Here is an 18297-nt window from a genome sequence, read left to right on the forward strand (position 1 = left end):
GCGCGCAGCGCCACCGCTCTGGCCGCCGCCCTGGCCGCCGCGGCCACCGCCGTAGCCGCCGCCCGACGCTTCGCGGCTGTAGCCACCACCGCCACCACCGCCGCCTGCGCCGCCACCGTAGCCGCCTTCGTCACCGCCACCGCCACCACCACCCTGGCGCGAGCCCAGCATCTGCATCTGGTCGGCAACGATTTCAGTGGAGTACTTGTCCTGGCCCGACTGGTCCTGCCACTTGCGGGTGCGGATGCGGCCTTCGATATAGACCGACGATCCCTTGCGCAGGTACTGGCCGGCGATTTCGGCGATCTTGCCGAAGAACGAGACGCGGTGCCATTCGGTGGCCTCCTTCATCTCGCCGCTCTGCTTGTCCTTGTAGCGATCGGTGGTCGCCAGGCGGATATTGGTCACGGCGTCGCCGCTGGGCAGGTAGCGGGTTTCCGGGTCTGCGCCGAGGTTGCCGACGAGAATGACTTTGTTGACCGATGCCATGAAATGTTCTCCAAAAGCCACGCGCCGTGTTGAAAAGCGTGGCAATACGATGACGGTAAAGCGGATGTAGTGTGACGCGATACTGCGGTGACGTAAACGAACATCGCGCCCCCGGCCAGACGTCGGGTGGCGCGATCATGCTAGGCCTTTTCCAGGCCGGATTCTTTACGATGTGATGCGGATCAGGCCGGCGTTGCCGGTGCAGCTTCCTGCCCGCGCGCCGGCGGCGCCTTCATGCTCCAGGCGATTATAAGCCAGAGCAACAGCACCACCGCGCAACCGACGAACACGGCGCTGCGCCCCTCGTGCTTGAGCAGCCAGCCACCGGCCGCGCCGCCCAGGAACAGGCCCAGCGCCTGCGTGGTGTTGTAGACGCCCAGCGCCGCCCCGCGCGCGGCCGCGGCGTAGCGCGACACCAGCGAAGGCTGCATCGCTTCCAGCACGTTGAACGCGACGAAGAAGAGCAGCAGCACGCCGACGATGGCCCACAGCCCGTGCACGGCGGCAAACAGCAGCTGCACCGCGGTCATCAGCGCGACCGCGCCCAGCAGCACCGGGCGCACGCGGCCGTAGCGCTCGGCCGCCATCATCGGGCCCAGCATCAGCACGAAGGACACCAGCACCACCGGCAGGTAGACCTTCCAGTGCTGGTCCAGCGGCATGCCGGCATCGGCCAGCATGGCGGGCACCACCATGAACATGGCCACCTGGGAAGCGTGCAGCGCCAGCACGCCGACGTTCAGGCGCGCCAGGTCGGCGTTGAGCAGCACCTTGCGGAACGGCAGGCGCACCGGATGCGGCGGCGGCGGGGTCGGCACCAGGAACAGCGTCACGCCGATGGCCGCCAGCCCCAGCACCGACATCAGCCCGAAGATGCCGGACATGCCGATGCTGTGCAGCAGCGGCGAGGCAATCACCAGCGACAGCGCGAAGGTCAGGCCGATGCTGCCGCCCACCATCGCCATCGCCTTGGTGCGATGCCGTTCGCGCGTCAGGTCGGCGATGCAGGCAGTGATGGCCGCGGAGATCGCGCCCGTGCCCTGCAGCGCGCGGCCGGCGATGATGCCGCTGAGCGTGTCGGAAAAGGCGGCCACCAGCCCGCCGGCGATGAACAGCAGCAGCCCGGCCACCATCACCGGCTTGCGCCCGATGCGGTCGGACAGCCAGCCCAGCGGGATGTGCAGGAATGCCTGCATCAGGCCATAGATGCCCATGGCCAGGCCCACGCGCTGGGCGTCGTGCCCGTCGGGCAGGCTGTGCGCGTATTCGGCAAAGACGGGCAGGATCAGGAACAGGCCCAGCATGCGCAGCGCGAAGATGCTGGCCAGCGACACGGCGGCGCGCAGCTCGGCGCGGGTCATGCGTTCGCGGGCGGGGGCCTGGGATGCGTCAGCGGCACCCGCACCCGGGGAAGAAGACTGGATCGACGGCATTGCGATCGTGGGATCGTGGAATCTGTCAGGCTGGCTGCCGGTGCATCGCAATGGCAGTTTCGATCGGGATCGCGGGGGGAAGTTGCCGCCCGGAACCCGGGGCCGGCGGCGGCTTCGCCGGGCGCCTGCATGGCGCGGGCCACCCCGGAAACCGAAGTTGGGTATATTAACAGGTTTGCTCCTTCGCGCTTCCCGGGTCACCTGGCCATGCCAGCTGGCCCCCGGGCGTGTGCCCGGGCGCGCATTCCGGCCGTCGCCAGCGGTCGGAAGTGCCAAATACGGTACTTGTTTCTGGGTTTTGCGATTCCTTCAGACAGCCTTGCCAACCCCGGCAGGGCGGCCTGTCTGGCGACGACTTTTCGGCATATGGAAGAAATCAAGATCCGTGGGGCGCGTACCCACAACCTGAAGAACATCAATCTCGACCTGCCGCGCAACCGGCTGATCGTGATCACCGGCCTGTCGGGCTCGGGCAAGTCCTCGCTTGCCTTCGACACGCTCTATGCCGAGGGCCAGCGCCGCTACGTGGAGTCTCTGTCCGCCTATGCCCGCCAGTTCCTGCAGCTGATGGAAAAGCCGGACGTGGACCTGATCGAAGGCCTGTCGCCGGCGATCTCGATCGAGCAGAAGGCCACCAGCCACAACCCGCGTTCGACTGTCGGCACCGTCACCGAGATCCACGACTACCTGCGCCTGCTGTACGCCCGCGCCGGCACGCCCTACTGCCCCGACCACAACCTGCCGCTGCAAGCGCAGAGCGTGTCGCAGATGGTGGACGCCGCGCTGGCGCTGCCCGAGGACACCAAGCTGATGATCCTGGCGCCAGTGGTGGCCGACCGCAAGGGCGAGCATTCGGACCTGTTCGACAGCATGCAGGCGCAGGGCTTCGTGCGCTTTCGCATCCGCTCGGGCGGCGGCACCGCGCACGAGGCCGAGGCCAAGGTCTATGAGGTCGATGCGCTGCCGAAACTGAAGAAGACCGAGAAGCACACCATTGAAGTGGTGGTGGACCGCGTCAAGGTGCGCGCCGACATCAAGCAGCGCCTGGCCGAATCGTTCGAGACCGCGTTGCGCCTGGCCGATGGCCGCGCGCTTGCGCTGGAACTCGACAGCGGCAAGGAGCATATGTTCAGCTCCAAGTTTGCCTGCCCGATCTGCTCGTACTCGCTGCAGGAGCTGGAGCCGCGGCTGTTCTCGTTCAACAACCCGATGGGCGCCTGCCCTAGCTGCGACGGGCTGGGCCAGATCACCTTCTTCGATCCCAAGCGCGTGGTGGCCTTCCCCAACCTGTCGCTGGCCTCGGGCGCGATCAAGGGCTGGGACCGCCGCAACCAGTTCTACTTCCAGATGCTGCAAGGCCTGGCAGCGTACTACGACTTCGACACCGAGACCCCGTTCGAGGAGTTGCCGGAAAACGTGCAGCAGTCGGTGCTGCACGGCTCGGGCGAGCAGGAAATCCCGTTCACCTATATCAACGAACGCGGCCGCACCACCGTGCGCGAGCATGTGTTCGAAGGGATCATCCCCAACCTGGAGCGCCGCTACCGCGAAACCGATTCGGTCGCCGTGCGCGAGGAACTGGCCAAGTACCAGAACAACCAGCCCTGCCCCGCCTGCCAAGGCACCCGCCTGCGCACCGAGGCGCGCCACGTCAAGCTGGGCGAGGGCGAGCAGGCACGCGCGATCTTCGAGATCAACGGCTGGCCGCTGCGCGACGCGCTGACCTACTTCCTGACGCTGGACATGCACGGCGCCAAACGCGAGATCGGCGACAAGATCATCAAGGAGATCTCGGCGCGGCTGAACTTCCTGAACAACGTCGGGCTGGACTACCTGTCACTGGAGCGCAGCGCCGATACGCTGTCGGGCGGCGAGGCCCAGCGCATCCGGCTGGCGTCGCAGATCGGCTCGGGTCTGACCGGCGTGATGTATGTGCTGGACGAGCCCTCGATCGGCCTGCACCAGCGCGACAACGACCGTCTGATCGGCACGCTCAAGCACCTGCGCGACATCGGCAACTCGGTGCTGGTGGTCGAGCACGACGAGGACATGATCCGCGCCTGCGATTACGTGGTCGACATCGGCCCGGGCGCCGGCGTGCACGGCGGCATGATCGTGGCCGAGGGCACGCCGCGGCAGATCGAGGAGTCGCCGGCATCGCTGACCGGCCAGTACCTGTCCGGCCAGCGCCGCATCGAGGTGCCGAAGGAGCGCGCCGCGCCCGACGATGAGCGCCTGCTGCGCATCGTCAACGCCAGCGGCAACAACCTGCGCAACGTCACCGCCGAAGTGCCGGTGGGCCTGCTGACCTGCATCACCGGCGTGTCCGGCTCGGGCAAGTCGACGCTGATCAACGACACGCTCTACCATGCGGTGGCGCGCCACCTGTACGGCTCGACGCCGGAGCCGGCGCCGCACGACCGCATCGAGGGGCTCGAGCATTTCGACAAGGTCATCAACGTCGACCAGAGCCCGATCGGACGCACGCCGCGTTCCAATCCGGCCACCTATACGGGCCTGTTCACGCCCATCCGCGAACTGTTCGCCGGCGTGCCGTCGGCAAAGGAGCGCGGCTACGACCCGGGCCGCTTCTCGTTCAACGTCAAGGGCGGGCGCTGCGAATCGTGCCAGGGCGACGGCGTGCTCAAGGTCGAGATGCACTTCCTGCCCGACGTCTATGTGCCGTGCGATGTCTGCCACGGCAAGCGCTACAACCGCGAGACGCTGGAAGTCCTGTACAAGGGCAAGAACATCTCCGAGGTGCTGGACCTGACCGTCGAGCAGGCGCACGAGTTCTTCAGCGCGGTGCCGGTGGTGCGGCGCAAGCTGCAGACGCTGCTGGACGTGGGCCTGGGCTATATCCGGCTGGGCCAGTCGGCGACCACGCTGTCGGGCGGCGAGGCGCAGCGCGTCAAGCTGTCGCTGGAGCTGTCCAAGCGCGACACCGGGCGCACGCTCTATATCCTGGACGAGCCCACCACCGGGCTGCACTTCCACGATATCGAGCTGCTGCTCAAGGTCATCCACAAGCTGCGCGACCAGGGCAATACCGTGGTCATCATCGAACACAACCTCGATGTCATCAAGACCGCGGACTGGCTGATCGACATGGGGCCGGAAGGCGGCGCCGGTGGCGGCCAGGTGATCGCGCGCGGCACGCCGGAGGATGTGGCCAGGAGCAAGGCGAGCTTTACGGGCAAGTATCTGAAGCCATTGCTGGAGCGGTAAGGCCTTAGGAATTTTCGGATACAGGCCCGGGAAGAATTGTCGCGACTCGCTTACGCAAGCGATTGCACAAGTTGAGGTGTATCAAGATGAGGTGAGCTTGCCGCTGCTGAGGCGGGCCTGCCCCTTCAGTCCAGCCCGGCGTTGGGCAGCACCCGCGCGCGGCGCGGCGCTCCGCCCGGCTGCAGTTCGATCGCGACGCCGCCACCGCTGTCTGCGCCGTGGCCGCTCAGCGCGGTGATCACCACCTGGTGCGTGACCAGCAGGTAAGGCCCGCCGCGCGGATCGAGCCCGTCGATAAAGCGCGAAAGCTGCGCGGTCTGCGCTTCCCGGCGCTGTGCATCCGCGCCAAAAAATGAATTGAGCAATGGCTGGACCCGCACCGGACCCAGGTCGATCAGGCGGGCGGTGTCCTGGCAGCGGCACCAGGCGCTGCTGTAGACCCGCGTCGGCCGGAAGCCCGCCGCCTTCCAGCTGCTACCGAGCCTCGCCGCCTGCTGCCGGCCGTTCGCGTCCAGGTTGCGCTGGGTCGAACAGTCGTCCAGCTTGAAGCCCGGCGGATCGCCGACCCCCGGCGCACTCGCATGCCGCAGCACGACGACGACATTGGGGCGCTTCAGTTCACTGACGGCGATTTCGCCCTGTGATGCCGGAACGACCTGGGCGGCGGCCACGCACGGCGCCATGGCAAGCCATGCGAGGAAGAGGCGAAGAAGCGGCATCGGCGTCTCCGGTGACGGGCCAGTCCATCCGGTATAGCAGGTACGCGTGCCATGCGAGGATCCCTGCCCGCTTGCATTCACCACCCCGCGCCCTACCATGAACCGGATGGCGGCAAGCCGCGCCGCCATTCTGGAGCCAGCCATGGAACTGACGGTCGTACCGGTCACCAAGCCGGAAGCCACCAACTTCATCTTCGGCCATTCGCATTTCATCAAGACCGTGGAAGACCTGCACGAGGCGCTGGTCGGCACGGTGCCGGGCATCCTCTTCGGGCTGGCGTTCTGCGAGGCCTCGGGCAAGCGCCTGGTGCGTTGGTCGGGCACAGATGAAGACCTGATCGACCTGGCCTGCGAGAACGCCCGCGCCATCGGCGCCGGGCATACCTTCGTGATCTTCCTCGGCGACGGGTTCTTTCCGGTCAACGTGCTGGCCGCGGTGCGGGCAGTGCCGGAGGTGTGCCGCATCTTCTGCGCAACGGCCAACCCGACCGAGGTGATCATCGCCCAGACCGATGCCGGACGCGGCGTGGTGGGCGTGATCGATGGTGCCTCGCCGCTGGGGATCGAGACCGATGCCGATGTGGCCGAGCGCAAGGCGCTGTTGCGGAAGTTCGGCTACAAGCTCTAGCGTCGCCGCTCAGTGCTGCGCTGCCTGCACCGCCGGCACCGCCGGCACATCGTCTTCCTTCATCCGGCTGCGGTTGAGCACCCCAGCCTGCTCCAGCACCGGATAAGCCGTCGCACAGAACAGCGAATTCAGCCGTTTGAGCTCGCTGATCACATCCAGGTGCAATGAGCTGGTCTCGATGCTCTCGGCGGTCTGCACCGCCACGCGCTGCAGGTGGGTGCGCGCGTACTTGCGCTCCAGCTCGCGGAAGTTCGCTTTTTCCGCCATCAGCGCCTGGGCGCTCTTGAGGTCGCCGTTGAGAAACACCGACAGGCCCAGCCGCAGATTGGCGACCAGGCGCGCGTGCATCTCGGCGATTTCCTGCATTCCCGCCTCCGAGAACATCAGGTTGTGGGCGATCTTCTTGTCCTTGGTATCGAGCAGGATGCGCTCGATGATGTCGCCCGCGTGTTCCAGGTTGATGGTGAGCGAGATGATCTCGGTCCAGCGCTGGCCGTCGCGCTCGTCCAGCGCTTCCAGGCTGATGCGCGTCAGGTAGAGCTTGATCGCGGTGTAGAGGTCATCCACCTCGTTGTCGATGCGGCAGGTGGCGTCGGCCAGCTTGGCGTCGTTGGTGCGCAGCACGCGCAGCATGTTGTCCAGCATCTGCTCGACGCGGTCGCCGATGCGCAGCACTTCGCGCGCGGCGTTGGCCAGCGCCAGCGTTGGCGTGGACAGCGCGGCCGTATCGAGGTGGCGCGGCGTGACCTGGCTGTCGCCGGTGTTGCGCCCGGGCAGTACCTTCTCGCACAGCCGCGCCAGCGGCGCGGTGGCGCCCAGCAGCAGCACCGCCAGCGCGACGTTGAACAGCAGATGGAAATTGACGATCAGCCGTTGCGGGTCATGGTCCAGCAGCGCCAGCAGCTCCTCGGCCTGGCCCAGCAGCGGCAGCGCCACCAGACAGCCCAGCAGGCGCGACAGCAGGTTGCCCAGCGTCACGCGTTTGCCCGGCTGGTTGTTGCCCGAGGTGGTCAGCAGCGCCGAGATGCCCGAACCCAGGTTGGCCCCCAGCACCAGCGCCAGCGCCACGTGGATCGACACCACGCCGGCCGAGGCCAGCGCGCCGCAGAACAGCACCACGGCCAGGCTGGAATAGCACAGGATGGTCAGGAAGGCGCCGACCAGCATGTCCAGCCCCGCGTCGCCGGTCAGCGAGGCGAACAAGACCTTGACGCCGGCAGCCTGCACCACGGGACGGGTGGCGATGGAGATCAGCTCGAGCGCCAGCGTGATCAGGCCCAGGCCGATCAGCACGCGGCCGACGTGGCCGGCCCTGCTGCCCTTCCAGGTCAGATGGCAGATCACGCCGACAAAGATCAGCAGCGGCGACAGCCAGGACAGGTCCAGCGAGAACACCTGCACCATCAGCGCGGTGCCGACGTTGGCGCCGAGCATGATGGCCAGCGCCGGTGCCACGGCGATCAGGCCCTGGCCGACGAAGGAGCTGACGATGACCGCGGTGGCATTGCTGCTCTGGACCAGCCCGGTGACGCCGAGCCCGGCAAGGAAGGCGGTGAAGCGGTTGGAGACGCTGGTCGACAGGACATGGCGCAGGTTCGCGCCGTAGACGCGCAGGATGCCGACCTTGACGATGTTGGTGCCCCAGACGAGCAGGGCAACGCCTGATAGCAGGTGAAGGAGTACGCCCATGGTGCGCCTTTGTGTGACCAGTGCCGACAAAACCCTGGAGGCTAGGCCCGGTCATCGTGTAGTTGTCAATGAGGCATTATGCGCCCGTCACCCGACAGCGGCAACGGCATGGGCGCGGCGCGCGGACAATGGGCAACACCGGCGCGCGGATGCGCGCCAGCGGCGCCGCTCAGGGCAGCGCGACCTTGATCCCCAGCCCGACGAAGATCGCCCCGGCGGCGCGGTCCAGCCAGCGGCCGGTGGCCGGGCGGCGGCGCAGCCAGGCGCCCAGCCAGCCCGCGCACAGCCCGAACAGCGAGAACACCACCGCCGTCTGCAGCATGAAGACCACGCCCAGCAGCAGGAACTGCAGCCCCGGGTGCGCGGCATCGGCGCGCACGAACTGCGGCAGGAACACCAGGAAGAACAGCGTCACCTTGGGATTCATGATGTTGCCGAGCACGCTCTGGCGGAACACGCGCGCGAGCGGCACCGCATCGACATCACCGCCCTGCGCCACCCCGCCCTTTGCGCGCAGCGCCTGGATGCCGATCCAGATCAGGTAGGCCGCGCCCGCATACTTGATCAGCTGGAACGCCAGCGGCGACGAGCGCAGCACCGCGGCCAGCCCCACCGCCGCAATCACGGTGTGGAACAGGCACCCGACCGAAAAGCCCAGTGCCGCGACCAGCCCCGCGCGCCGGCCCTGCGCCATGCCGCGCGCCAGCACCTGCAGGTTGTCGGGCCCCGGGGCCACAGTCACGGCAATCGAAGTCAGCAGGAACAGCAACAGGTCAGGCATGGGGTCTCCTTGCGTGGAAATCTTGCGGGCCGGTCAGCGTGGCTCAGTGCCCTTCGAACTTGCACACGGTGAACAGCGGCAGCCCGCCGTCCTGCAGCAGCTTCGAGCCGCCCAGTTCGGGCAGGTCGACGATGGCGGCGCCCTCCACCACCGTCGCGCCCAGGCGCTCCAGCAGCTTGAGTCCGGCCATCATGGTACCGCCGGTGGCGATCAGGTCGTCGACCAGCAGCACGCGGTCGCCGGACTTGCAGGCGTCTGCATGGATCTCGACGGTGGCGCTGCCGTATTCCAGCTCGTACTCCTCGGCCACGGTCTGGAACGGCAGCTTGCCCTTCTTGCGGATCGGCACAAAGCCCAGGTTCAGCTCATACGCGACGATCGCGCCCAGGATAAAGCCGCGCGCGTCGATGCCCGCCACCAGGTCGAGCTGCGCATCCATGTAGCGGTGCACGAAGACATCGATCAGCACGCGCAGCGTCTTGGGGTTCTGCAGCAGCGGGGTGATGTCGCGGAACATCACGCCCGGCATGGGCCAGTCCGGCACCGTACGGATGCGCTCGCGCAGGTAGCCGGTGACGTCGCCGAGCTCGGGGGACTGGATGATGGAGTCTGCCATAGGGGTCTGGAAACGGTAGGCGCGCAGCGTGGCGCGCCAATCAGAAAGAGGGGTCGCAGTGGGTCGCGGCAGGATGGCCGCCGGCGCGGTAACCAGTTACCACCCGCGCCATCGGGGCGGCCAGCACAATGGCCCTGCCGGCCCGCTTGGCTGGCCAGGGGCCGGGCTGCCGCGTCCGGCACCCGCCGGACACCCGTAACCATACAGGAGAGCGCGATGGCAAAGAAGATTCTGATGCTGGTGGGCGACTACGCCGAAGACTACGAAACCATGGTGCCGTTCCAGGCACTGCAGATGGTCGGCCACACCGTGCATGCGGCCTGCCCGGACAAGCAGGCGGGCGACGCCTGCGCCACCGCTATCCATGACTTCGAGGGCGACCAAACCTACACCGAGAAGCGCGGCCACAACTTCACCCTCAATGCGAGCTTTGCCGAGATCGACCCCGCCGGTTACGACGCACTGGTCATCCCCGGCGGCCGCGCGCCGGAATACCTGCGCCTGAACGCGCGCGTGCTGGAGATCGTGCGCCACTTCGCCCAGGCGGACAAGCCGATCGCCGCGGTCTGCCACGGCGCCCAGCTGCTGGCCGCGGCAGGCGTGCTCGAAGGCAAGACCTGCTCCGCCTACCCGGCCTGTGCGCCCGAGGTGAAGCTGGCCGGCGGCACCTATGCCGATATTCCCGTCGACCAGGCCCATACCGACGGCAACCTCGTCACGGCCCCGGCCTGGCCCGCGCATCCGGCCTGGCTGGCGCAGTTCCTTGCCGTGCTGGGCACGCGGATCGTACATTAGAGCTTTCCGCACGCGGCGCCCCCACGCGTGAAGGCACGGCCCGCCCCATCCGCGAGCCGTGCACATGCCCGCAGGCTGCGCCGCCCGCACGGGAGCATCCATGTGTGAAATCTTTATCCGCGCCAATCCGGCGTCGTACCAAAGCCAGTCGCGCTCGCTGCGCCTGCATGGCGTGGCCACCAGCATCCGGCTGGAGAGCCTGTTCTGGGAGGTGCTGGAAGAACTGGCGCGGCGCGACGACATGACCGTCAACCAGCTGATCACGCGCCTGCACGATGAACTGACCGAACATCGCGGCAGCGAGGCGGTGGCCGGCAATTTCTCGTCCTTCCTGCGCGTGTGCTGCCTGCGTTACCTGATGCTGCAGGGCGAAGGCCGCATCCCGGCCGATGCCAGCGTGCCGATCCGCTCGCTGGACGCACGCGCCGTGCTCGACAACCTGCCGGAATCCTGGGTCGAGGCGCGTCCGCACTGACGCGCACGACGCCCTGGCTCAGCCGTTCAGGATGCGAGTTTCCGCAGCCTCCAGCGCCTCGGGCGGGCCGCGCAGCACCACGATATCGCCCGGCTCCAGCACGGTCTCGGGCTCCGGATCGAAGGCGCGGATGCCGCGCCGGCGCACTGCGGTCACCTCCACGCCGATCCGCTCCAGCCCCAGCACGCCAAGACGCCGCCCCACCGCCGTGGATTGCGGCCCGAGCGACACGGAATGCAGCCGTACCGAATCGCGCTCGACCATGTCCTCATCATCGTCGCGGCCGTGGAAATAGCCGCGCAGCAGGCTGTAGCGCGCGTCGCGCGCCTCCTGCACGCCGCGCAGCACATGCCGCATCGGCACGCCCAGCAGCACCAGCGCGTGCGAGGCCAGCATCAGGCTGCCCTCGATGATCTCGGGCACCACCTCGGTGGCGCCGGCCTTCTGCAGCGTATCGAGCTCTGAATCGTCCACCGTGCGCACGATCACCGGCAGCGCCGGCGCCAGTTCCTGCACGTGGTGCAGCACCTTGAGCGCCGATGGGGTGTTGGCATAGGTGACGATCAGGGCGGCGGCGCGGTGGATGCCGGCGGCGATCAGCGCCTCGCGCCGGCCCGCGTCGCCGTAGACCACGGTATCGCCGGCCGCGGCGGCCTCGCGCACGCGATCGGGGTCCAGGTCCAGCGCCACGTAGTTGATGCCCTCGCGCTCCAGCATGTGCGCCAGGTTCTGCCCGCTGCGGCCGAAGCCGCAGATGATCGCGTGCTTCTCGGTCTGCAGGCTCTGCGCGGCAATGCGGGTCATGTTCAGCGACTGCATCAGCCATTCGTTGGCGGCAAAGCGCAGCACGATGGCGTCGCTGTACTGGATCAGGAATGGCGCGGCCAGCATCGACAGCAGCATCGATGCCAGGATCACCTGGATAAGCACCGGGTCGACCAGGTTCAGGCCGTCGATCTGGTTCAGCAGCACGAAACCGAATTCGCCGGCCTGCGCCAGCCCCAGCCCGGTGCGGATCGCCACCCCCTGGCGCGAGCCGAAGACCCGCGCCAGCAGCGCGATCAGCACCAGCTTGAACAGCACCGGCACCACCAGCAGCGCCAGCACCAGCCATACGTGGTCGAGCACCACGCGGATATTGAGCAGCATGCCGATGGTGACGAAGAACAGTCCCAGCAGCACGTCGCGGAACGGCTTGATGTCCTCTTCCACCTGGTGGCGGTAGGGCGTCTCGGAGATCAGCATGCCCGCCATGAAGGCGCCCAGCGCCATCGACAGGCCCAGCCGCTCGGTCAGCGCCGCCATGCCCAGCGTCACCAGCAGCAGGTTCAGCATGAACAGTTCCTGCGAGCGGCGCGCCGCCACCACGTGGAACCAGCGGCTCATCAGGCGCTGGCCCAGGAAGAAGATGACGCCCAGGGCCACCACGATCTTGACCGTGGCCAGGCCCAGCGCCACCATCAGGTCGCCCGGATCGCGCGACAGCGCCGGGATCACGATCAGCAGCGGCACCACCGCCAGATCCTGGAACAGCAGGATGCTGATGATATTGCGGCCCTGCTCGCTCTCAAGCTCCATGCGCTCGGACAGCATCTTGGAGACGATCGCGGTGGAAGACATCGCCAGCGCCCCGCCCAGCGCCACCGACGCCTGCCAGGACAGCGGGAACAGCCAGTTGAAAGCCCAGCTGGCCGGCACCACCGCCAGCATCGACAGCACCACCTGCGAGCCGCCCAGGCCGAACACCAGCCGCTTCATCGAGCGCAGCTTGGTCAGGTTGAACTCCAGCCCGATCGAGAACATCAGGAAGACCACGCCGAATTCGGCCAGGTACTTGGTCTGCGCGGTGTCGCTGGCCAGCCCCAGCGCATGGGGGCCGATCAGGATGCCGACGGCCAGGTAGCCGAGCATCGGCGGCAGCTGCAGCATGCGGAATGCGACCACGCCGAAGACGGCGGCGGCCAGCAGCACCAGGGTCAGTTCCAGCGGAGAATGCATCAGGCGGTCTGGGTGACCGGCTAGGCGCGCGTCCGACCCGGCACGGGCACCCAGCCGGCAAAATACGGCGAGCACGGCAAGCACGACGTGCGCCATGGGTCGGGCCAGGCGCCATCGCATTCGTTGGTATACTTCGTCGCCATGATAGCCAATTTCGATGCGGATCGAGCACTCAGGCTCGCCCGCGACACTCTCCAGACCGAAGCCGATGCGGTTTCCGCACTTTCCGGACGCCTGAACGGCGACTTTGCCCGTGCCGTGCTGCTGATCCTGCAATGCACCGGGCGCGTGGTCGTCTCGGGCATCGGCAAGTCCGGCCATATCGGGCGCAAGGTCGCGGCCACGCTGGCCTCTACCGGCACGCCGGCGTTCTTCGTGCACCCGGCCGAAGCCAGCCACGGCGACCTGGGCATGGTCACGCGCGACGACGTGCTGATCGCCTTCTCCAATTCGGGCGAGACCGGCGAGCTGCTGTCGATCATCCCGATCGTCAAGCGCATCGGCGCGCGGCTGATCTCGGTCACCGGCAACCCCGACTCCAACCTGGCCAAGCTGGCCGACGTCCACCTGGACGCGGCGGTCGAGAAAGAAGCCTGCCCGCTGAACCTGGCGCCGACGGCCAGCACCACCGCGGCGCTGGCGCTGGGCGATGCGCTGGCAGTGGCGGTTCTCGATGCGCGCGGCTTTGGCGAGGAAGACTTCGCGCGCTCGCACCCCGGCGGCGCGCTCGGGCGCAAGCTGCTGACCCATGTGCGCGACGTGATGCGCACCGGCAACGCCGTGCCCGAGGTGCGTGAAAACACCCCGCTGGCCCAGGCGCTGATGGAAATCACCCGCAAGGGCATGGCCATGACCGCCGTGGTGGACCCGGACGGACACGCCATCGGCGTCTTCACCGACGGCGACCTGCGCCGCCTTCTGGAAACCCCGCGCGACTGGAAGACCGTTCCCATCGGCGACGTCATGCACCGCAACCCGCACGTGGTCAACGAGAACCAGCTCGCCGTCGAAGCGGTGCAGGTGATGGAGGCCAACCGCATCAACCAGCTGCTGGTGGTGGATGACGACGGCCGCCTGACCGGCGCGCTGCATATCCACGACCTGACCCGCGCCAAGGTCATCTGAGCGGGCGCGGGCCCGGCACAACCGGCACAACGCCAAGGACACCATGCAGGCACTCCTCGCCTCCCTCAGCGGCATCGTCATGCGGCTGCTGCCGCTGCTGCTGATGGCCTTCGTGGCGGGCAGCACGTTCTGGCTGGTCCAGATCAACTCCCCCAAGGAAGACCCGGCCGCGCAAAGCGCCAAGAAGCATGAGCCCGACTACTTCATGGACCGCTTCTCGGCCACTGAGCTGGCGCCGGACGGCAGCACCAAAATCCGCTTTACCGGCGAGCGCATGGTCCATTTCGAGGATGACCAGACCTACGAGGTGACCCGGCCCGCCATGCGCGCGTATGAGCCGGACCGCCCGCCGGTCACCGCCCGCGCCGATATGGGCCGCATGAACGCCGAGGGTTCGGTGATCGACCTGTACGGCAACGGCTTCGTCATGCGCCAGCAGGGCGTGGACGTGTCCAAGGACCCGCAGCTGACCGCCGCATCCAGTTATTTCCAGCTGCTGGTCAATGACGACATCGTCAAGACCGACAAGCCGGTCAAGCTGACGCGCGGCCCGTCGGTGATGACCGCCAACGGCCTGATCTTCAACAACGTCACGCGCGAAGTACAATTGCTCGGCAATGTACGCGGCACCATCATCACCGGGCCGACCCCTGGCCGCGCGCCGGGGTCCTGAGCCCCGGCCCGGGGGCCGCACCAACCCGCACCAACGTACCCAGACGCCCTCAAGCAACCCTGCCAACATGACTGCTTCCCTGACGACATCGTCCCGTCGACGCACCGCCCCGGCCCTGCTCGCCCTGGCCATGGCCTTCGGCCTGCTGGCCCAGCCCGCCCTGGCCGAGCGCGCGGACCGCGACAAGCCGATGGTGCTGGAGGCGGACAACGCCAGCTATGACGACGTCAAGCAGATCTATACGCTGACCGGCAATGTGGTGCTGACCAAGGGCACCATGATCCTGAAGTCCGACGCCGCCGAACTGCGCACCGATCCCGAGGGCTACCAGTTCGCGGTGGCCACCGCCAAGCCGGGCAAGCAGGCCTACATCCGGCAGAAGCGCGAAGGCGTCGACGAATACATCGACGGCTGGGGCGACCGCATCGAGTACGACGGCAAGCAGGAGTACTCCAAGCTGATCGGCAATGCCCGCATGGCGCGCCTGCAGGGCGCCAAGCAGGTCGACGAGATCCGCGGCGCGGTGCTGACCTACGACAGCCGCAAGGAGTTCTACACGGCTGCCGGCGGCGGTAGCGGCGATGCCGCGGCCGCCAATCCGTCCGGCCGCGTGCGCGCGGTGCTGTCGCCGCGCCAGGACCAGAAGGCCGGCGCCACGGGCAGCGGCGGCTCGCCGCTGGACCTGAAGCCGGCGCCCGCGCCTGCCAACAAACCCTGACGCCTGGCGCCGGCTGCGTGCATCGCATGCGGCCGGCGCCAGAAACGCCTGAACGCCAGACTGTGCCAATGACCGATACCGCAACCATCGCCGACAAGCCTTCCGTCGAAGCCTCCACCGTCCTTGCCGGCGGCAGCACGCTGGTCGTGCGCCACCTGAAGAAACGCTATGGCTCGCGCACGGTGGTCAAGGACGTCTCGCTCGACGTGAAGAGCGGCGAGGTGGTCGGCCTGCTCGGGCCCAACGGCGCGGGCAAGACCACCTCCTTCTACATGATCGTGGGCCTGGTGGCGCTGGACGAAGGCGATATCGTGCTCGACGGCGACCACATCAGCGGCCTGCCGATCCACGAGCGCGCGCGCATGGGGCTGTCGTACCTGCCGCAGGAAGCCTCGGTATTCCGCAAGCTCAACGTCGAAGAGAACATCCGCGCGGTGCTGGAGCTGCAGGTGAGCAACGGCAAGCCCCTGCCCAAGGCCGAGATCGAGCGCCGCCTGGATTCGCTGCTCGACGACCTGCAGATCGCGCACCTGCGCAACAACCCGGCGCTGTCGCTGTCGGGCGGCGAGCGCCGCCGCGTGGAAATCGCGCGCGCGCTGGCGTCGTCGCCGCGCTTCATCCTGCTGGACGAACCCTTCGCCGGCGTGGACCCGATCGCCGTGGGCGAGATCCAGCGCATCGTCAGCTTCCTCAAGGCACGCAATATCGGCGTGCTGATCACCGACCACAACGTGCGCGAGACGCTCGGCATCTGCGACCACGCCTACATCATCAGCGAAGGCACGGTGCTGGCCGCGGGCCAGCCCGAGGAAATCATCGCCAATGACGCAGTGCGGCGCGTCTACCTGGGCGAGAACTTCCGCATGTGATGCAGCGGCCTGCCATGGAGCGGCAGGCCTATTCGCGGGCGCACGTGGGCCTGCCACAGCCAGCAGCGATCAGACCGCATAAGCGATAGCAATTTCCGTTCCAACAACGGAAAGATGCGCATAGAATAGGTCGCATGAAACCGTCGCTACAGCTCCGCCTTTCCCAGCATCTGGCCCTGACCCCGCAACTGCAGCAGTCGATCCGGCTGCTGCAGCTTTCCACATTGGAACTGCAGCAAGAGGTCGAACAGGCACTGACGGAAAACCCTCTGCTCGAACGCGAGAACGACTGGATCGAAAGCCCGCTGCGCGTGGCGGCCGACGGCTCGGTCAACCTGCAGAGCGCACCGGCGCCCGCGCCGGCAGAGCCGCAGGGCAATGGCGAGGCCCGCGCCGACGGCGCGGCTGACGACGACAGCTATGGCGACAGCGGCAACGGCGACGACTATGGCAGCAGCGACTGGAGCCTGGACGACTTTGCCCGCCGCCCCCAGGGCGACGAGGACGAAAAAACGCCGATGCAGCTGCGCGAAGCCGAGCCCACGCTGCGCGAGTACCTGATGGAACAGCTCACGCCGCTGAAGATCTCGGCGCGCGACAAGGGCCTGGCCATCTTCCTGATCGAATCGCTCGACGACGATGGCTACCTGAGCGCATCGCTTGAGGAGATCTGCACGGAGTTGCCGGAAGAACTCGAGTTCGAGATCGAGGAGGTCCACGCCATCCTCACGCTGCTGCAGAGCTTCGACCCGCCCGGCGTGGGCGCGCGCAACGCCGCCGAGTGCCTGGCCCTGCAGTTGCGGCGCCTGACGCACCCGCAGCGCGAACTGGCCCTGAACATCGTGACCAACCACCTGGAGTTGCTCGCAGTACGCGACTACACGCGGCTGAAGAAGGCGCTGCAGGTGGATGAAGCGGCGCTGAAGTCCGCACACGAACTGATCCGCTCGCTGGCGCCCTACCCCGGCCATGCATACAGCCGCCCGGAGGCGGACTTCGTGGTGCCGGACGTGTTCGTGCGCAAGGGTGGCGGCGGCTGGATCGCGCAGCTCAATCCGGATGTGATGCCGAGGCTGCGCATCAATGACATGTATGCGCAAATCCTGCGTGGCGCAAAGGGTGAGTCCGGCACCGCCGGGCTGCAGCAGAAGCTGCAGGAGGCGCGCTGGCTGATCAAGAACATCCAGCAGAGGTTCGACACAATCCTGCGTGTCTCACAGGCCATTGTCGAGCGTCAAAAGAACTTTTTCAGCCACGGCGAAATCGCCATGCGCCCCTTGGTTTTGCGGGAGATTGCCGATACACTGGGTTTACACGAGTCAACCATCTCCCGGGTGACGACCAATAAATATATGGCAACGCCGATGGGTACTTTCGAACTGAAGTACTTCTTCGGCAGCCACGTGTCCACCGAAACCGGTGGCGCGGCTTCGTCAACGGCCATCCGCGCCTTGATCAAGCAACTGATAGGAGCCGAAGACCCGAGGAATCCCCTTTCCGACAGTCGCATTGCCGAACTGCTGGGCGAACAAGGCTTCGTTGTCGCACGCCGCACCGTTGCCAAGTATCGCGAAGCCCTGAAGATCCCCGCAGTCAATCTCCGCAAGTCTTTGTAGCCGAGCCCACCGCCTGCCTGGTGAGGCTCTTTCAGAAGGAGAAGCGCTATGAACTTCAAGATCAGTGGACACCACCTGGACATCACGCCCCCTCTGCGTGAGTACGTGGAAACGAAGCTGGAGCGAATCGTCAGGCATTTCGATCAAGTCATTGGCGTTAGTGTGCTGCTCTCTGTCGACAACCATAAGGAAAAGGACCGGCGTCAGTACGCGGAAATCAATCTACATCTCAAGGGCAAGGACATCTTTGTCGAAGCGCATCACGAAGACCTGTATGCAGCGATCGACGCACTCGTCGACAAGCTGGACCGTCAGGTGATCCGCTACAAGGATCGCGTGCAAGGCCACGACCGCGAAGCGGTCAAGTACCAGATGGCCGCAGCGCAAATGCAGCAATGACCGTGCCCGGCAGCCCCGCAGCGGGCTGCTGAATCAGGATTGAACA

General features: G+C 66.9%; 17 protein-coding genes. 10 read left to right on the plus strand and 7 right to left on the minus strand.

From position 1 onward, the window contains the following. Together AC3WRI_RS25935 and AC3WRI_RS25940 are read right to left on the minus strand one after the other, a co-directional pair. A partial coding sequence (locus tag AC3WRI_RS25935; protein WP_492294344.1) for a single-stranded DNA-binding protein occupies window positions 1-489 on the minus strand: 489 nt, incomplete at its 3' end. Between the two features lie 182 nt (window positions 490-671). After that, entirely contained in the window at window positions 672-1922 is a 1251-nt protein-coding gene (locus tag AC3WRI_RS25940) for an MFS transporter (RefSeq protein ID WP_492294346.1), read from the minus strand. A gap of 366 nt (window positions 1923-2288) precedes the next feature. On the opposite strand from AC3WRI_RS25940, the gene uvrA reads away from it, so the two are divergent. Beyond that, a complete protein-coding gene (uvrA, locus tag AC3WRI_RS25945) occupies window positions 2289-5150 on the plus strand; it encodes an excinuclease ABC subunit UvrA (RefSeq protein WP_010814400.1) in 2862 nt (953 codons plus the stop codon). Between the two features lie 125 nt (window positions 5151-5275). Here the strand turns inward: uvrA and AC3WRI_RS25950 are convergent, their stop codons facing one another. After that, window positions 5276-5869 carry a histidine phosphatase family protein gene (locus AC3WRI_RS25950; RefSeq protein WP_010814399.1) on the minus strand — a complete coding sequence of 198 codons (594 nt, stop codon included), beginning with the start codon at window positions 5867-5869 and terminating at the stop codon, window positions 5276-5278. 142 nt (window positions 5870-6011) lie between these two features. On the opposite strand from AC3WRI_RS25950, the gene AC3WRI_RS25955 reads away from it, so the two are divergent. Then, window positions 6012-6497, plus strand: a complete 486-nt coding sequence (locus AC3WRI_RS25955; RefSeq protein ID WP_010814398.1) for an adenosine-specific kinase — start codon at window positions 6012-6014, stop codon at window positions 6495-6497. A 9-nt stretch (window positions 6498-6506) separates the two neighbouring features. On the opposite strand, the gene AC3WRI_RS25960 is transcribed toward AC3WRI_RS25955, so the two are convergent. The 3 genes from AC3WRI_RS25960 to AC3WRI_RS25970 all read right to left on the minus strand — a co-directional run bounded on the left by AC3WRI_RS25960 (window position 6507) and on the right by AC3WRI_RS25970 (window position 9583). Then, entirely contained in the window at window positions 6507-8186 is a 1680-nt protein-coding gene (locus AC3WRI_RS25960) for a Na/Pi cotransporter family protein (protein WP_010814397.1), read from the minus strand. 169 nt (window positions 8187-8355) lie between these two features. Next, window positions 8356-8967 (minus strand): LysE family translocator, encoded by a 612-nt coding sequence (locus tag AC3WRI_RS25965; protein ID WP_492294348.1) that lies wholly within the window; start codon window positions 8965-8967, stop codon window positions 8356-8358. A 43-nt stretch (window positions 8968-9010) separates the two neighbouring features. Then, on the minus strand, window positions 9011-9583 hold the full coding sequence (locus tag AC3WRI_RS25970) for an adenine phosphoribosyltransferase (RefSeq protein ID WP_011614490.1): 573 nt from the start codon (window positions 9581-9583) through the stop codon (window positions 9011-9013). A 216-nt stretch (window positions 9584-9799) separates the two neighbouring features. Between AC3WRI_RS25970 and AC3WRI_RS25975 the strand changes: the two genes are divergently transcribed. After that, complete coding sequence (locus AC3WRI_RS25975; RefSeq protein ID WP_010814394.1) at window positions 9800-10378, plus strand: DJ-1/PfpI family protein; 579 nt, start codon at window positions 9800-9802, stop codon at window positions 10376-10378. A gap of 100 nt (window positions 10379-10478) precedes the next feature. Continuing rightward, the gene (locus tag AC3WRI_RS25980) at window positions 10479-10853 is read left to right on the plus strand and encodes a ribbon-helix-helix domain-containing protein (RefSeq protein WP_010814393.1); all 375 of its coding nucleotides are present in this window, start codon (window positions 10479-10481) and stop codon (window positions 10851-10853) included. Between the two features lie 18 nt (window positions 10854-10871). On the opposite strand, the gene AC3WRI_RS25985 is transcribed toward AC3WRI_RS25980, so the two are convergent. Continuing rightward, window positions 10872-12851 carry a monovalent cation:proton antiporter family protein gene (locus tag AC3WRI_RS25985; protein WP_010814392.1) on the minus strand — a complete coding sequence of 660 codons (1980 nt, stop codon included), beginning with the start codon at window positions 12849-12851 and terminating at the stop codon, window positions 10872-10874. 141 nt (window positions 12852-12992) lie between these two features. On the opposite strand from AC3WRI_RS25985, the gene AC3WRI_RS25990 reads away from it, so the two are divergent. From AC3WRI_RS25990 to hpf, 6 genes are all read left to right on the plus strand, one after another. After that, window positions 12993-13976, plus strand: a complete 984-nt coding sequence (locus tag AC3WRI_RS25990; RefSeq protein ID WP_010814391.1) for a KpsF/GutQ family sugar-phosphate isomerase — start codon at window positions 12993-12995, stop codon at window positions 13974-13976. 43 nt (window positions 13977-14019) lie between these two features. Beyond that, window positions 14020-14649: an LPS export ABC transporter periplasmic protein LptC gene (gene lptC / locus AC3WRI_RS25995; protein ID WP_010814390.1), complete on the plus strand. Its 630-nt coding sequence runs from the start codon at window positions 14020-14022 to the stop codon at window positions 14647-14649. 67 nt (window positions 14650-14716) lie between these two features. After that, window positions 14717-15367: a lipopolysaccharide transport periplasmic protein LptA gene (gene lptA, locus AC3WRI_RS26000; RefSeq protein ID WP_011614488.1), complete on the plus strand. Its 651-nt coding sequence runs from the start codon at window positions 14717-14719 to the stop codon at window positions 15365-15367. 68 nt (window positions 15368-15435) lie between these two features. Further along, window positions 15436-16236, plus strand: a complete 801-nt coding sequence (gene lptB, locus AC3WRI_RS26005) for an LPS export ABC transporter ATP-binding protein (RefSeq protein WP_010814388.1) — start codon at window positions 15436-15438, stop codon at window positions 16234-16236. Between the two features lie 134 nt (window positions 16237-16370). Next, entirely contained in the window at window positions 16371-17852 is a 1482-nt protein-coding gene (locus AC3WRI_RS26010) for an RNA polymerase factor sigma-54 (protein ID WP_058697913.1), read from the plus strand. 48 nt (window positions 17853-17900) lie between these two features. Further along, window positions 17901-18251 carry a ribosome hibernation-promoting factor, HPF/YfiA family gene (gene hpf / locus AC3WRI_RS26015; protein ID WP_010814386.1) on the plus strand — a complete coding sequence of 117 codons (351 nt, stop codon included), beginning with the start codon at window positions 17901-17903 and terminating at the stop codon, window positions 18249-18251. The last annotated feature ends 46 nt before the right edge of the window (window positions 18252-18297 follow it).

It is taken from the genome of Cupriavidus sp. FW305-27, assembly GCF_058787995.1.

Coding starts and splice junctions, on each gene's coding strand:
- AC3WRI_RS25985 (WP_010814392.1), bottom strand. CDS start 12,851: ATGCATTCTCCGCTGGAACTGACCCTGGTGCTGCTGGCCGCCGCCGTC.
- AC3WRI_RS25990 (WP_010814391.1), top strand. CDS start 12,993: ATGATAGCCAATTTCGATGCGGATCGAGCACTCAGGCTCGCCCGCGAC.
- AC3WRI_RS25950 (WP_010814399.1), bottom strand. CDS start 5,869: ATGCCGCTTCTTCGCCTCTTCCTCGCATGGCTTGCCATGGCGCCGTGC.
- lptC (WP_010814390.1), top strand. CDS start 14,020: ATGCAGGCACTCCTCGCCTCCCTCAGCGGCATCGTCATGCGGCTGCTG.
- AC3WRI_RS25975 (WP_010814394.1), top strand. CDS start 9,800: ATGGCAAAGAAGATTCTGATGCTGGTGGGCGACTACGCCGAAGACTAC.
- AC3WRI_RS25940 (WP_492294346.1), bottom strand. CDS start 1,922: ATGCCGTCGATCCAGTCTTCTTCCCCGGGTGCGGGTGCCGCTGACGCA.
- AC3WRI_RS25980 (WP_010814393.1), top strand. CDS start 10,479: ATGTGTGAAATCTTTATCCGCGCCAATCCGGCGTCGTACCAAAGCCAG.
- AC3WRI_RS25970 (WP_011614490.1), bottom strand. CDS start 9,583: ATGGCAGACTCCATCATCCAGTCCCCCGAGCTCGGCGACGTCACCGGC.
- lptA (WP_011614488.1), top strand. CDS start 14,717: ATGACTGCTTCCCTGACGACATCGTCCCGTCGACGCACCGCCCCGGCC.
- hpf (WP_010814386.1), top strand. CDS start 17,901: ATGAACTTCAAGATCAGTGGACACCACCTGGACATCACGCCCCCTCTG.
- uvrA (WP_010814400.1), top strand. CDS start 2,289: ATGGAAGAAATCAAGATCCGTGGGGCGCGTACCCACAACCTGAAGAAC.
- lptB (WP_010814388.1), top strand. CDS start 15,436: ATGACCGATACCGCAACCATCGCCGACAAGCCTTCCGTCGAAGCCTCC.
- AC3WRI_RS26010 (WP_058697913.1), top strand. CDS start 16,371: ATGAAACCGTCGCTACAGCTCCGCCTTTCCCAGCATCTGGCCCTGACC.
- AC3WRI_RS25960 (WP_010814397.1), bottom strand. CDS start 8,186: ATGGGCGTACTCCTTCACCTGCTATCAGGCGTTGCCCTGCTCGTCTGG.
- AC3WRI_RS25955 (WP_010814398.1), top strand. CDS start 6,012: ATGGAACTGACGGTCGTACCGGTCACCAAGCCGGAAGCCACCAACTTC.
- AC3WRI_RS25965 (WP_492294348.1), bottom strand. CDS start 8,967: ATGCCTGACCTGTTGCTGTTCCTGCTGACTTCGATTGCCGTGACTGTG.